This window comes from Paenibacillus rhizophilus, assembly GCF_003854965.1.
Classification (GTDB): domain Bacteria; phylum Bacillota; class Bacilli; order Paenibacillales; family Paenibacillaceae; genus Paenibacillus_AQ; species Paenibacillus_AQ rhizophilus.
In genome coordinates, this window is sequence record NZ_RQPI01000011.1 from 50,526 (window position 1) to 64,134 (window position 13,609).

The window sequence follows — 13,609 nt, forward strand, 5'->3', positions numbered from 1 at the left end:
GAAAGTATAAGCTTCGCGCTTATCCTTAATCTGATATTTTTACGAGAAACGGATGCCTTCCTCTTCCAGAGGACGGCGAAGCCGTTTCTTCTTAGGCGGACATGCATGAACGTTACTGCATTTTGTCCGGTTCGGGATAAGCGACGCCCAAGGTATCTACCGTTATCTTCTTGATTACGGGCGGATTTTCGGGACGGTCGTTGGCGTCTCTCGGAAGATTGACGATGGCGTCGACGACATTGAGCCCTTCGGTGACTTTTCCGAAGGCCGCATACTTTCCGTCCAGACTCGTCGCGGCCGCCGTCATAATGAAGAATTGCGATCCCGCCGAATCGGGATCGTTCGTCCGGGCCATGGACAGCACGCCTCTCGTATGCAGGAGCTTGTTGGGGAAGCCGTTCTCGGAGAATTCTCCGGAAATGCCGTACCCGGGGCCTCCCATGCCCGTGCCTTCCGGATCACCGCCCTGAATCATGAACCCGGGGATGACACGGTGGAAGATCGTCCCGTTATAGAACCCTTTTTTAATGAGTGAAATGAAATTGTTCACCGTATTCGGGGCGACCTCGGGATACAGCTCGGCCTTGATGATCCCGCCGTCCCCCATCTCAATGGTAACCAGGGGGTGGCTCGCACTATCGGAGGGCGTTCCGTTAGCGGGCGCGCCGTCTGTCTGCGATCCCGGGCCTGTGGTCCCGGATGCGCTTGGGGTGGCGTTGCCCGCAGCGTCAGGCTTGCTGCCGCACCCGGATGCCAGAATCAGCATCATAAGGCCCAGAAGCGCCCATATGACGAAGGAATGTTTGCTTGCAGCTCTCACTAATCTTTCGCTCCTTTACTTCATTAATCCGTGCGTCATATGCATCATAACCCGGAGCCTTTCTATTTTGCAAAATTCACAGGGTTAATCGGGATTGGCACCGGCCGCAAACAGGTTTACAATAATAGGATGCTTCCAAGAAGCTTGAAAGGATGTACAGCATGATGAACTTTTCGTGGAAGCGGAACCTTGCCGTCCTTTGGGTGGGCGTATTTCTGTGCAGCACGTCGTATTCGATCTCGATTCCGTTTATGTCCATTTTTCTGAGCGATGATCTGGGGGTAACCAGCCATTTGGAGGCTTGGTCCGGCTTCGCTTTCGGAATCTCGTTTCTAGCCAGCGCGCTGATTTCTCCTTACTGGGGTTCCCTGGCCGACAAATACGGACGAAAGCCGATGCTGATCCGTTCGGGATTCAGCCTGGCCGCGCTGTATTTGATTAATTATTTTGTCCATGATCCTTATGTATTTCTTGTTATACGGGTGCTTCAGGGGCTGCTGGCCGGGTTCGTGCCGTCCTCCATCGCGCTGGTCGCGACGAATACCCCGGAAGAGAAGACCGGGTACGCGCTTAGCGTTATGTCGACCTCTGGCGCTGCCGGAAGCATTATCGGCCCGCTCATCGGCGGCGTGATCAGCTATTATTACGGGAACCGCAGCGCCTTTCTGTTCTCGTCGGCAATTGTGCTGCTCTCGGCGGTGATCGCCACCCTGTTCGTGAAAGAGCGGAAATTGGACCGGTCGGCTCCAAGATCGCGAGTGCGCGACGATATCAGGGAAGCCGGGAGCAATGGAGCCTTCGTTTCCCTGATGGTAATGACGGGAATCTGCAACTTTTCCGTAATGCTGCTGGAACCGCTAATTCCCATCTACATGCTGGATATGGGAATCTCGAAGGACAGCGCATCGCTTACTTCGGGAATCGTCTTCTCGGCAGTGGGCATCGCCACGGTGCTGATGGCTCCCCGGTGGGGAAGAATCGGGGGGCGCAAAGGCTATGGAGCCATCCTGTTTATCGGCCTTCTCGGCGGCGGAATCGGCAATATTCTGCAGTTCTTCGTGACCGGCTATGTCCAGTTCGCGATTCTGCGGTTTGTCTTTGGGCTGTTTTACGCCGGGGTGCTTCCTTCCATTAATGCGCTTATCGTAAGGGTAACAGAGCAGGACTTCCGGGGCCGCGCTTTCGGTCTGAATCAGTCGGCCTCCCAGCTTGCGACCATGGCCGGGCCTATTCTGGGCGGCCTGCTTGGAGCCTTCCTTCCGATCCGGTGGGTGTTCGTGATCAACGGGCTGATGCTTTTGGCCGCGGGACTGACGGTGAAGACGCGGGGGCTTGAGGCGCAGGTATCCGCCGTCAGTACGGAGTACCCTTCCCGGGTGGGCAAGAGTGGACCGGATCGGGCACGGCAAAACGCCGCCGGACGCCAAAAATGATCGGGCGGCGCTTAGCTGCTTTATTCATCTTCGCCCGTCGAGCCGTTCAGCACATCCGTGCCCGGCACGGCATCAAGCGAAGGGGAAGCCGGATCGACCGGGCTGCCGGCCTGGATATCGTCGGCGTCGGGAACATTCTCCAGCGGCTCGGTTTCGTCCTCCGCCGTATCATCGGCGTAATCGATGGAACCTTCATTCAGCCCGGCGATAAAGGAAGCCTTGGCCGCGTCGGAATACAGGAGCTCGTCCCGGCTGGGGGCGGGTCCTGAAAGGATGCTTTCCTCCAGATCGGGCGGGCCGCCCAGTCCCCGTTCGGGAGCGTTAAACCCGACATCCGCCGCGAGCTCCGGGTCCCTGGCCAAGGTTTCATTATCGGCGGTATATACGATTCCGTCGGAGGCCATTGAATCGGCGCCGACCCGCTTATGGCTGGTAAAAGGAGATTCGATGGGAACGCGCACGCTGCCGGAAGCTTCTTCGCTTACGCTTTGCACCGTTTCTGTTCCTACAAGCCGGATGTCATCGACCGGAATATCCTGCTCCGGAGAGACGCCACCCATTTTGGCATAGCGTTCGTATTCAAAATCGGCTTCCGTCTTATTGAAATCAGCCATTTTATTCAGCTCCTTTTAGGTGTAATATCATGGGTGTCCGCTTCCTTTGGAAGCGCATGCCGTACGGCTTCTATCTGATCCTTGTCAGGCAGGGCATCCGGAAAAGTTCCTTCCTGAAACAGGCCGAACTCTTCATCGATATCCCGCTCGGTTACTAAATCATCTTCTTCCGAGCCGCTGCGCTTCTTGTTCTTGTACTCTTCCAATGAGCAGCCCTCCTTCTTGGTTATCAGGCATTTGTCTAACAAAGGTATATATTAATGTTTACCCTTATAGAGGCAAGCGAATCCTTCCTTGGATTCTGTTCTTGATCTTCATATGTATTCTTTCGTGAAACGGTTATTTTTAATCAACTTAAAGGGAAGAATCGAAAGTTGGTCGAAAATTATAGCAAAATATCTATTTTGGATAGCCGAGGTGCCACTGTTATGAAATTGCCACTACACAAAATAGCGGCAGTAGTGTTTGTCATATTGCTGCTGGCCTCCATGATTGAAATCGGAATTTCCATGGAGCGGGGGAAACAGGAGGGTACCGAGCTTTCTCGGTGGAAGCTGAAATGGGTAAGCGAAGCGGAAGGAGACCATGGTCAGCATCCTCCCAGCGGGGATAAAGGATGGATTGACGTATTGTCTTCCGGCCCTCAGGTCGAGGCGCCCGGAGAGACGGCTGCTGTATGGATCCGCGCTTCTTTGCCTCCGATTAGCAGCAATTCGGCCGCACTTGTGAATAAAGTGTACGGAAAGAATATCAGAGCCTATCTTGACGATACGCTCGTCTATGGTTCAAGCGGCAGCGTAGGCCTGAGTGGAAGCAAGATTCTGATTCCGCTAAACGCGTCGCAAACCGGCAAAGAATTGTACATATACTGCGAAGGGCCTGACAGCCGCCTTGGCATAGACGGAGAGATCAAGATTGAGAGCTACGGAAAGCTGCTGAATCTTTACTTGAAGGAAGATTTGATGGACATTATCATCGGCGGAGCGCTCATTTTTGTGGCCGTCGTGCTGGGCGTCTGCTCGATCTTTTTAAAAAGAGAGCTGTTTTTCAGCGGATTTTTGCTGATGCTGATCATGCTGTCGTCCGGGGTGCTGATGATCTACTACTCCCCTTATTTTTCGCTCGTGCTGGGCAGCAGATCGAAATGGATGGAATTGTTCTTTGATATATCGCTGTTCACGCTGCTGCCGGCATTCACCTATTTTTTCGAGAAATTATTCGGCCCCGGCCTGTATGGCGGCGTTACCCGGCTGAGGAAGTTCCAACTGGTGTATTCTCTGTTCTGCCTGGGACTCAGCATCCTCAATATTGCCTTGTCTTACTGTATTGACGGCCTGTACAGAATGTTCACGGTGGAAATTGCAGGCGTTCTCATGATCATGCAGTTTCTGTTTCTGCTCGGACATGCGGTCCGTTACGCCCTTCGAGGCAATGTGGAAGCGATTATCTTCACCTCGGGTTTTGCTGTGTTCGCCCTGACGGCTCTAAGTGAGCTGTCCCTGTTCTACATGTCGGGCGAGGGATACCATCTGTACTGGTGGAAGTGGGGCATCGTCATTTTTCTTGTTTCCCTGATTGTTATCGTGGGGCGGAAGTTCGCCAAGAATCATGAGCAGGTGGTCGAATATTCGAAGGAGCTGGAGAAGTTCAACAACGATCTTCAGCGTTCGGAAAAAATGGAAATCATCAGCGAGCTGGCCGCTTCGGTGGCGCATGAGGTCCGCAACCCGCTCCAGGTCACGAGAGGCTTTTTGCAAATCATCGGTGAAGGGTCGGACAGCAAGGAGAAGGAATATTTGCAGCTGGCTATTTCGGAGCTGGACCGGGCCGCGCATATTATCAATGATTTTCTGACATTCGCCAAGCCGCAAATGGATGAGGTGGAATGCCTGGATGTCGGGGGAGAATTGAAGCATGTCGCAGGCATTCTGCTTCCTCTGGCCAAAATGCAGGAAAGCACCATCGAGATCCATCTGGAGGACGGACTGTATGTGAAGTTCAGTTCCTCCAAATTCAAGCAGGCCTTGATCAATCTTATCAAAAACGGCATCGAAGCCCTTCAGGAAAGTGGGCTGGTGATCATTACTGCCTGGAAATCCGGCGGTTACGTCGTAATCAGCATCCGGGATTCGGGGGAAGGCATGACGTCCGGGGAGATGGCCAGGCTGGGGGAGCCGTATTTCTCCAACAAAACGAAAGGTACCGGTCTCGGTTTGATGGTCACCTTCCGGATTATCGAGGCTATGAATGGCACAATCGAATTTAAGAGCATCAAGGGCAAAGGGACGGAAGTGATCGTCAAACTGCCGGCCGTCAAACCGTGAGAAACGAAGAAACGGAAAGGAGCGGGACAAATGGAAAGAATCGGGTTCGGATTAATCGGCGGAGGCTGGAGGGCTGAATTCTTTCTGCGGATCGCCGAAGCGATGCCGGAGCGTTTTGCCGTAAAGGCCATCTTTGTCAGAGACCAGGGGAAGGCGGACAAGCTGCAGGAGCAATGGGGCATTAAGACGTATACCTCATTTGAGGAGTTTACCGCCGCATGCCGGAATGAATGTTCCTTCGCGGTTGTCAGCGTAAAACGTGTGGTTAACGCCGAATTCATCGAAAAGCTGACGGAAGCCGGTATCCCGGCGCTGGCTGAAACGCCTCCCGCCGACGGCGTGGAAGGCCTGCTCCGTCTGTGGGAGCGGGTGGGAGCCTCGGCCAAAGTCCAGATCGCGGAGCAGTATGCGTTCCAGCCTGTGCACGCGGCCAGAATCCGGCTGGCGCGTTCCGGCAGGCTGGGCGAAGTCAGCCAGGCCCAGGTGTCCGCGGCGCATGATTATCACGGCATCAGCCTCATCCGCAGGCTGCTGGGAATTGGCTTCGAGAATGCCGTCATCCGCGCCCAGACTTTTACTTCGCCCATTGTCAAGAGTCCGGACCGCGGCGGTCCTCCGCTCTCGGAAGAGCTTGAGGAGTCGCAGCAGATCATCGCCACGCTGGATTTCGGGAACAAACTGGGCGTGCTGGATTTCACGGGCGACCAGTATTTTTCGTGGATTCGGGGAAAGCGAATTCTGGTTCGCGGAGAGCGCGGAGAGATCGTGAACGACGAAGTGTCCTGGCTGCAGTCCTTCGACAGTCCGGTTTACGACAAGCTGCGCCGGATCGATACCGGACATGGCGGTAATCTGGAGGGCTTCCACCATAAGGGGATTATGGGCTGCGGGGAATGGCTGTATGTGAATCCCCATGCCCCGGCCCGGCTGTCGGACGATGAGATCGCGGTCGCCGAAAGCCTGGCGAGAATGGAAGATTACGTCCGGGGCGGCCCTTCTTTTTACAGCCTGGCCGAAGGCTGCCAGGACCATTATCTGGCGCTTGAGATGCAGCGGGCCGCGGTGAGCGGCGTTCCCGTCACTACGCAGACCCAGCCCTGGGCTTCGGCTTCGGCGGGAGGAAACATTTAGGTTCATAACAGAACAAAAAGCGCTCTGTCCCTGCATAACCCTATGCGGCTATGCGGGACAGGGCGCTATTTATTAAGCGGAGGGCCCGGCGGCGAGCACGGATTCCAGGGCTTCGTACTGACCGCGAAGCCGAACCAGCCTGGAGACGCTCTGCTCAAGGCCGCCCATCCGGTTGCGTTCGCACCACAACAGACGGTATTGGAGCAGAAGCAGATCGAGATCTTGTTTCAGTTCCCCGATTTCGGCGGGCGATAAAGGGTCATTAGCCGCGAGGCGGCGCTTTAGGAAAGCGAGTCTGATCGAATGCTTGACGAAATGAACGCTGTTCCGCAGTTCTTCCAGAATCAGGCCGGCATCGTCGCAGTGCGGGGAGAGGCCGCCAAGCCGCTCTTCGATTTCCTCGATATAGGCTTTAAGGCGATGCAAATTCTCGTCCGGCAGTTTATCCGTCAGGCGCATATTGTCCAGGTCGCTACGCAGCAGCATGGACATCTCGGTATCGTTGTGATGCGGATTGCCGGATTCCAGCCTGTAGTAGTTCCCAAGGTCCAGCAGCAGTCTGCCGGTATGTCCCGAAGTATCGGCGAACAGGAAGCTGTCCATGTAGCCCGCGATATCGGCGTCAAGACTGGCATCGGCGCTCCAGGCAAGGGCTGCGCCGTACACGAATCCCGCATAGCTTACGGGAAGATGCTGCCAGTGTCCATTGTCACCCCAATCGGTGATCAGATAGCCGATGGCTCCGTTGTTCTTGCCGTGAACGGCTGCGCTGCGCAGATTGGCAAGCATATTTTCGGTGCGGCCGGTGATGGAATTCCATGAACTGGTTCCGGGGCATACATAGAAGGGAATGCCCGCGGCGCTGAATTTTTGCGTATCGGCTTCGAACGGATGCTCTGCGGTGTACCCCCATTCCATGGCGATGATATCCTTCGGCAGATGGGGAATCAGTTCGGGGTGCTGGAGAATAATGTCTCCCCAGAACTGCATCGTTTTGCCGCGTTTTCGGACGAGCTCCGCGATTTTCAGCAGAAAGGACAAATACAGACGGCCTTTGCCCTGGGACTCCGCGGCGCTTTGGCTTCGCCCCGTGCCCAGCTCATAGGTTTCATCGCAGCCGACGTTGAACATGCCGGAGCTGAAGTAAGGCAGCAGATCGTCGTACATCTTTTCAAGCAGGCCGGTCGCTTCGGTCGCTTCAGTATAGAACGTTCCGGGTCTCATGGCGTGGCCGTTCGGGTACAGATCGGAGTCGTACATGCCTTCCGGCATCATGAAGCCTTCCGGAATTTCCGCCAGGTGGTTAAACTCCGGCCGGGACAGCCAGCCTTCCATATGGCCGAAGCTGTTCTGATTGGGAACCAGCTCAATGCAGCGCTCCCGGCAGTATTCATCAAGCTCCAGAATTTCTTCGCCGCTGATCGGGGTTTCCAGCTCCCAGACACCAGGGAAGGATTCGTATGAAAAAGGAGTTCCTTCTATATATAGCTGCAGTTGGTTCAGCTTCAGATCGGCCATAAGATCCACAATCCGCCGCAGCGTCTCCAACTTAGGAATTTTGTTGCGGCTGATATCGATCATAAGTCCTCTTGCCGGAAAATCGGGTTCGTCGGCAATGTGCAGACAAGGCAGAACGCCGCCTGTCTGCTGGATCAGCTGCTTCAGCGTGGCTGCGGCATAAAAGGCCGCTTGCGGCGAACTGTAAGTTATCAGGACTCCGGTCTCGGTCACGGACAGTTCATAGGTCTGGTCGCCCAGGTTGGGATTCTGGGTAAATATGCAGGCGCAGGGAGAGCCGGGGCGCACACCGATGGATATCTGGAGATATAGACCCAGATGCTTAGACACGGCATCCTGTACGGTTCGGGCAGCCGGAAGAGCCGGCTTGTCGGCGGGTCCGGCGAGCGCGATTTTGTCACCGCGGGACACCCGGTAAGAACCGGGCCGGAAGGTCATTTCCTTAGGGATGGGAAGCAGAACTAGGGATTGGAACGGTTTGGACAATGACATGGCACCTCGCTATCCTGTAGAATATGATCATCTTAGGCAATAAACATATCACTCCGAAAAGAGCGGAGGAATGCAAATCATGTCCATATACATGGATTATATGATCAGTCCTTATCCGATTAGAATTATCGATCCGAAAGTTGAGGCCTCCAAGCTGCGGCTGAACTCAATCCGTGTGGGCCAGGTCGGCCACCTGCCCGGAAGAACGCTGTTCCGTACGGGCGTAACGTTTACACATTGGGCCTTCGTCTATGTTGTTTCCGGCTCCGGCACCTATGCCGAGAACGGCGGTAAGCGGCAGCAGGTTCGGGACGGCAGCCTCTTCTTCTTCCAGCCGGGCCGCATCTATGATTTCGGTCCCCCGCCTTACGGGAGCTGGGACGAGTACTATATCAACTTTACGGGCAACCGGGTGAACGAATGGCGGGAGGCGGGACTTTTGACTGAAGGAATCGTCTTTCGCGCGGATGCGGCGCAGGATTTGGCGGCAGGATTTGAAAGAGTGCTGGAATGGATGGAGGGGGGAGACCCCCGGGACGCCGACAGGGCGGCGCTGCTGCTGGAAAGGATGCTTCTGGATTGCTGCGGCGCCGGCGACAGCCGCCGCCCCGATTCCGGAGACAGCATGCAGGCCATCCGCGAAGACTTGCACTCCTGCATTTATGGGGAGTTCGACGCTTCCCTGTTCGCCCGCAAGCACCATATCTCGGTGTCGACGTTAAGACGGCTTGTGCTCCGCAGCAGCGGATACCCCCTGCATGATTACATTCACCGGTTGAAGATGGGCGAAGCCAAAAAGCTCCTCCTCAACACCCCGCTGCAGGTTAAGGAAATTTCAGGTATGTTGCGTTATAACGACCCTTTTTACTTCTCGAGGCTATTTAAGAAATATATGGGAATTTCCCCTATGGAATGCCGGTGTAATGTGTAAGGCTGAAAGCTTGTCGTCAGCGGAAATTAAGCTGACATGGCTCTGACTTTAAAATGTAAAAAATTAGAAAAATATCTTTTACATACCCCGTTTTGGCACGGAATAAACAGGGAAAAATAAAAAAAATATACTAAAATTTTAATCGTGTAACCGTTAACATTGAAAAAGGTAACTTGTTATTGTCATTTTTCTTTTGTATGATGCATTTAACACAGCAGTTCCCATGGAGGTAAAAAGCTCGCATTTTCCACAAATTTGGAGAATAGGGTGGTGGGATGAATATCAAGTTATCTGCGGAAGATCGAATGATTACATTTTTCCGTTACTTTTCACTGTTCCTTACTTCACTGATGTTCTTGATAACGCGAACGGGTCTTTCACTGTTTTATAAAATTCCGATCATCATTGTTCTGGCCTTGCTGGCCCACGCGTTTACGATTTCCTTTCGGAGTTTGCGGCACAGGCCGCATGCCGTTATGGCTTCGGTGAGCATCGAGATGTCGCTGATTCTTCTGCTGGCGATTTGTACAGGCGGTTATAACAGCCCATTCAAGCTGTATTCGCTAAATCCCATTTTGATTGCCGCGGGTTCTTTGTCCTTTTATTTTTGTTGGAGTCTGCTGGCCGGCTATTTTGCCATTTTCTTTGGATTTTGCTATTTTTTTTATAAATCGGCGGAAGATACGTTTGCCTCTGTTTTGCTGGAGAACGGGAACCTGTTCCTGGCGCTTGCTCTAACGGTGACCTTTATGCAGCTGCTGTCGCGGTTCAGGCGTCAGCGGGAGGAGGCGAATGCCCGAACGGACGAAATGCTAGAGCATATCAAATCGCTGTATCACATTGTGGAAACCTCAAGCGAGCACGATTTTATGAATATCGGACAGGTCATCACCGACTATGCCGTCAAGCTGACGAAGCTGAACAAAGCGCTGTTCTGGTTTGCGGGCAATACTGGAGGACCATCTCCCGTAAGCCGCCAGACCGGCTGGCTGCCCGAGGAAGAAGATAAATTGTTCGGGGAGCTGAAGAAGCACGAGACGGAGTGGCGGCGTTTGAAGGAACCGATATTCAAGAGCTTTCCCGGTTTTGGGGATCTGCTGTTAATGCCAGTTCGGATGAGCACACGTTTTGTGGGTGTGATCGGAGTAAAGCTTGAAGCACACGAGGGGCTGGAGGGCCGAAGATGGTACATCCAGCAGCTGATGTTTCTGGCGGAGCTCAGCGCGATTACGCTGGAACGCCATGAGCTGAGCGTTACCGAGAACCGGCTTATTGTAACGAACGAACAGAACCGGATTGCGGACGAAATGCACGACAGCGTCTCTCAGAGCCTGTTCGGCATTGTATATGCGGCCCATTCCCTCAAGCAGTCCTGCAGAAAAATGACGCCCTCCCAGCTGGAGGAGCAAATCGAGCTGATCCATGATTCGGCGACCAAGGCGGCCAAGGAGCTGCGGATTACGATTTACAGCCTGAGCTCCAAGAAAAGCGGCGGCCCGACCTGGCTCGGCATGGTAAGATCGCATCTGAAGAGCTTGTCGAGACTGAATGATGTCGAGATTGATTTCAAGGTGAAGGGTGATGACTTCAGTCTGCCCTATACGTACCACAAAGCCCTCTTTCGGATTATCTCCGAAGCGACCGGCAACGCTATTCGCCACGGAGCCGCACATAAAGTCGAGGTTGAGCTGACCTTGAAGCCGAGGTGGATTGGACTGGCAATCCGCGACGATGGCGTAGGCTTCGATACCGATCTGCTATGGACCCATTCGGAGGAAAGCACCGGCGGACTGGGAATGAAGAACATGCAGCATCTGACCCGGTCTCTTGGCGGGGATTTTCAGTTGTCGAGCAATGAAAATGCAGGCACCCAAATTTTAATTTCAATTCCGGTAGGCGTAATTGAACTAAAGAACGCATAATAGATAACAGGAGGTCTTTGCATATGGAAATCGTGATAGTGGATGATCATCCCCTTGTGAGAAGAGGACTGGCAGCGGTCATTTCCATGCAGCCTAATGTGAAATTTGCGGGCGAAGCGACAAACGGCGAAGAGGCTCTGCGCGTACTGGAAGAACTCCGGCCCGATATGGTGCTGATTGATTTGAAGCTTGCCGACGAGTCGGGGCTTGATGTAATCAAGGCGGCGCGGAGCCGCGGAATTAAGAGCAAGTTTATACTGTTGACCTCATCGGCGAGCCGTGAGGATTTCCTCAAGGCGGAGGAAGTCCTGGTCGACGGATATGTATTGAAGGAGGCGCTCCCTGAAGAGCTTCTGTTCGCCATTCAACTGGTCCACAAAGGCAGAAAATATTACGATCCCGGCCTGATGGAAGACAAGATGAGGATGAGCGGCAAGAGCCCGACCGACGAATTGACGCCCAAAGAGCGGGAAGTTCTGATTGAGCTCGGTCAGGGCGCCTGCAACCGGGAAATCGCCTCCAGGCTGTTCATCAGCGAGTTCACGGTCAAGAAGCATGTCAGCCAAATTTTGGCCAAGCTTCAGGTCGCGGACCGCACTCAAGCGGCGCTTTACGCCAACGCGGTCGGTCTAACCAAATACGAGATGTCTGTCGAATAAACTCGGACAGAATCATTCATTTTCAGGAACACGGACAAGATGTCCGTGTTTTTTTGTGCGAAATCATAAACTTTGGAGCCCTAAAGACCCGGTTGCGCTCTGGGCCAATACCTCAATTTGCGGTTACTTATTTTATCGGTAACTGTTCCACAGCGGAATAGACACCTTAGTACCATATCGTATGGTACCAAAGTATACCATAGTTTGTCCTTAAGCGGTAATTTTCTTTATTCGAAAGTGAAATCGAAAGTAATGGCAGGGACCATGCCTCGAAAAATGAGGATTGATAGAATAAAAGTAAGTTATCTGAAACTTTCAGAAGTCTTTCAAAATCCTACGGAAGGAGGATCGCTGTGGAAAAGACGATTTTGGATTACCTGAATCTGATTAAGAAAAGGCTGTGGCTCATTGTATTGTTCGTGCTGATCTCCTGCAGTACCACCTATTATGTCAGCAAGAACTACGTGGTCCCCGTCTATTCCGCAACAGCGCAGCTGCTGGTGAACAACGCCGCAGATCTGTCGGAAGGCAATAATCTTAACAATCTGAATTTCAGTCTCAATCTGATCGGGAGTTACAAGGATGTCATCAAATCGCCGGCCATTATGGACCGCGTGGCCGCGGCGCATCCGGAGTTCGGGCTGACCGGAGATCAGCTGAGCTCCAAGGTTAGCATCAAATCTTCGGAAGGAAGCCAGGTCATCAATCTCGGCGTAAACGATGAAAGCTATGTCAAGGCCGCCGGAATCGTCAATGCGGTATCCCAGACTTTCATTCGTTCCCTGCCGGAGCTGATGAATCTGAGCAACGTCACCTTCCTCACACCCGCGGACCCTAAAGATGTTCCGGGGCCTGTAAACGGCGGCTTTACAATGAATTTGGTTATCAGCTTCGTCGTTTCGCTGATGGCGGCTCTTGGGATTATCCTGCTGATGGAGACGCTGAATGGCGCTCTTCGCTCCGAGAAGGAAGCGGAGCATGAGTTTGGCCTTCCGGTCATCGGCACCATCCCGGTTATCCGCAAACGCGACCTCGGCAAAGGCGGAGGCGACAAAGCAAGGGTAGGGGAGGGAGCTTATGCTGCGGTTAAGTAACAGTCTCATTGCCGAACGAAATCCGCAGTCGCATGTGTCCGAATCGTTCCGCTCGCTTCGCACCTACATCCGGCAGCTCGGGCTGCTGCAGGGCGGGGGAGGAAGAGCGCTGCTGTTCACATCCGGCGAAGCGGGAGAAGGAAAGACAACGGTTCTGGCCAATCTCGCGGTTTCCTTCGTCCAGGACGGCAAGAAAGTGGCGGTTGTGGATTGCAATCTTCGCAGCCCCGGTCTTCACACGGTGTTCGGGGTAGAGAATGGCGAAGGTTTGGCTGACTGTCTGAGCGGTCAGAAGGAGCCGGGCAAGATTAGCGTCTTCGGCAACCTTGCCAATCTGACCATCGTGACGGCAGGTTCTTCCACCATTAGCCCGCCCGATCTGCTGGGCAACGCGGCGATGGTGGAACTGCTGGAAGAACTCAAAGGAACTCATGACCTGGTTCTGCTGGACTCGCCTCCGGCGGTGGAATACAGCGATGCCCGCGTGCTCGCGCCGCTTACAGACGGCGTCGTCATCGTTGCCCGCTACGGCAAGTCCAAGCGGGATTCGATCCGCAGAGTCAAAACGCTGATGGAACAAGCCGGGACCGCAATTCTCGGCATTGCCATAAATCAAGCCAAGTAAGCTTTCGAAGCCAGTTTTGCGAAGTTGTTCGAGGATGCTTATGCTA

At 53.7% G+C, this 13,609-nt stretch carries 12 protein-coding genes; 8 read left to right on the plus strand and 4 right to left on the minus strand.

The window, feature by feature from the left end:
* Positions 1-112 precede the first annotated feature (112 nt).
* Positions 113-769, minus strand: a complete 657-nt coding sequence (locus EH198_RS17280; protein WP_124696874.1) for a peptidylprolyl isomerase — start codon at positions 767-769, stop codon at positions 113-115.
* Positions 770-984: 215 nt separating this feature from the next.
* On the opposite strand from EH198_RS17280, the gene EH198_RS17285 reads away from it, so the two are divergent.
* Positions 985-2,253 (plus strand): MFS transporter, encoded by a 1,269-nt coding sequence (locus EH198_RS17285; protein ID WP_124696773.1) that lies wholly within the window; start codon positions 985-987, stop codon positions 2,251-2,253.
* A 20-nt stretch (positions 2,254-2,273) separates the two neighbouring features.
* Here EH198_RS17285 and EH198_RS17290 read toward each other — a convergent pair whose 3' ends face one another.
* Positions 2,274-2,867, minus strand: a complete 594-nt coding sequence (locus EH198_RS17290) for a hypothetical protein (protein ID WP_124696774.1) — start codon at positions 2,865-2,867, stop codon at positions 2,274-2,276.
* A gap of 5 nt (positions 2,868-2,872) precedes the next feature.
* Complete coding sequence (locus EH198_RS17295; protein WP_124696775.1) at positions 2,873-3,073, minus strand: hypothetical protein; 201 nt, start codon at positions 3,071-3,073, stop codon at positions 2,873-2,875.
* A 222-nt stretch (positions 3,074-3,295) separates the two neighbouring features.
* On the opposite strand from EH198_RS17295, the gene EH198_RS17300 reads away from it, so the two are divergent.
* Together EH198_RS17300 and EH198_RS17305 are read left to right on the plus strand one after the other, a co-directional pair.
* Positions 3,296-5,191, plus strand: coding sequence for a sensor histidine kinase (locus tag EH198_RS17300; RefSeq protein WP_124696776.1), 1,896 nt, complete (start codon positions 3,296-3,298; stop codon positions 5,189-5,191).
* Between the two features lie 30 nt (positions 5,192-5,221).
* Complete coding sequence (locus EH198_RS17305; RefSeq protein ID WP_124696777.1) at positions 5,222-6,322, plus strand: Gfo/Idh/MocA family protein; 1,101 nt, start codon at positions 5,222-5,224, stop codon at positions 6,320-6,322.
* A gap of 72 nt (positions 6,323-6,394) precedes the next feature.
* Here EH198_RS17305 and EH198_RS17310 read toward each other — a convergent pair whose 3' ends face one another.
* On the minus strand, positions 6,395-8,332 hold the full coding sequence (locus EH198_RS17310; protein WP_124696778.1) for a beta-N-acetylhexosaminidase: 1,938 nt from the start codon (positions 8,330-8,332) through the stop codon (positions 6,395-6,397).
* 79 nt (positions 8,333-8,411) lie between these two features.
* Between EH198_RS17310 and EH198_RS17315 the strand changes: the two genes are divergently transcribed.
* The 5 genes from EH198_RS17315 to EH198_RS17335 all read left to right on the plus strand — a co-directional run bounded on the left by EH198_RS17315 (position 8,412) and on the right by EH198_RS17335 (position 13,563).
* A complete protein-coding gene (locus tag EH198_RS17315; RefSeq protein ID WP_185702941.1) occupies positions 8,412-9,263 on the plus strand; it encodes an AraC family transcriptional regulator in 852 nt (283 codons plus the stop codon).
* A 275-nt stretch (positions 9,264-9,538) separates the two neighbouring features.
* On the plus strand, positions 9,539-11,185 hold the full coding sequence (locus EH198_RS17320; protein ID WP_124696780.1) for a sensor histidine kinase: 1,647 nt from the start codon (positions 9,539-9,541) through the stop codon (positions 11,183-11,185).
* Between the two features lie 23 nt (positions 11,186-11,208).
* Positions 11,209-11,844: a response regulator gene (locus EH198_RS17325; RefSeq protein ID WP_124696781.1), complete on the plus strand. Its 636-nt coding sequence runs from the start codon at positions 11,209-11,211 to the stop codon at positions 11,842-11,844.
* Between the two features lie 353 nt (positions 11,845-12,197).
* Entirely contained in the window at positions 12,198-12,938 is a 741-nt protein-coding gene (locus EH198_RS17330; RefSeq protein ID WP_124696782.1) for a YveK family protein, read from the plus strand.
* Entirely contained in the window at positions 12,922-13,563 is a 642-nt protein-coding gene (locus EH198_RS17335; protein ID WP_124696783.1) for a CpsD/CapB family tyrosine-protein kinase, read from the plus strand. The genes EH198_RS17330 and EH198_RS17335 overlap by 17 nt, the downstream gene beginning before the upstream one ends.
* Positions 13,564-13,609: the final 46 nt, after the last annotated feature.

Coding starts and splice junctions, on each gene's coding strand:
- EH198_RS17280 (WP_124696874.1), bottom strand. CDS start 769: ATGATGCTGATTCTGGCATCCGGGTGCGGCAGCAAGCCTGACGCTGCG.
- EH198_RS17285 (WP_124696773.1), top strand. CDS start 985: ATGAACTTTTCGTGGAAGCGGAACCTTGCCGTCCTTTGGGTGGGCGTA.
- EH198_RS17290 (WP_124696774.1), bottom strand. CDS start 2,867: ATGGCTGATTTCAATAAGACGGAAGCCGATTTTGAATACGAACGCTAT.
- EH198_RS17300 (WP_124696776.1), top strand. CDS start 3,296: ATGAAATTGCCACTACACAAAATAGCGGCAGTAGTGTTTGTCATATTG.
- EH198_RS17305 (WP_124696777.1), top strand. CDS start 5,222: ATGGAAAGAATCGGGTTCGGATTAATCGGCGGAGGCTGGAGGGCTGAA.
- EH198_RS17310 (WP_124696778.1), bottom strand. CDS start 8,332: ATGTCATTGTCCAAACCGTTCCAATCCCTAGTTCTGCTTCCCATCCCT.
- EH198_RS17315 (WP_185702941.1), top strand. CDS start 8,412: ATGTCCATATACATGGATTATATGATCAGTCCTTATCCGATTAGAATT.
- EH198_RS17320 (WP_124696780.1), top strand. CDS start 9,539: ATGAATATCAAGTTATCTGCGGAAGATCGAATGATTACATTTTTCCGT.
- EH198_RS17325 (WP_124696781.1), top strand. CDS start 11,209: ATGGAAATCGTGATAGTGGATGATCATCCCCTTGTGAGAAGAGGACTG.
- EH198_RS17335 (WP_124696783.1), top strand. CDS start 12,922: ATGCTGCGGTTAAGTAACAGTCTCATTGCCGAACGAAATCCGCAGTCG.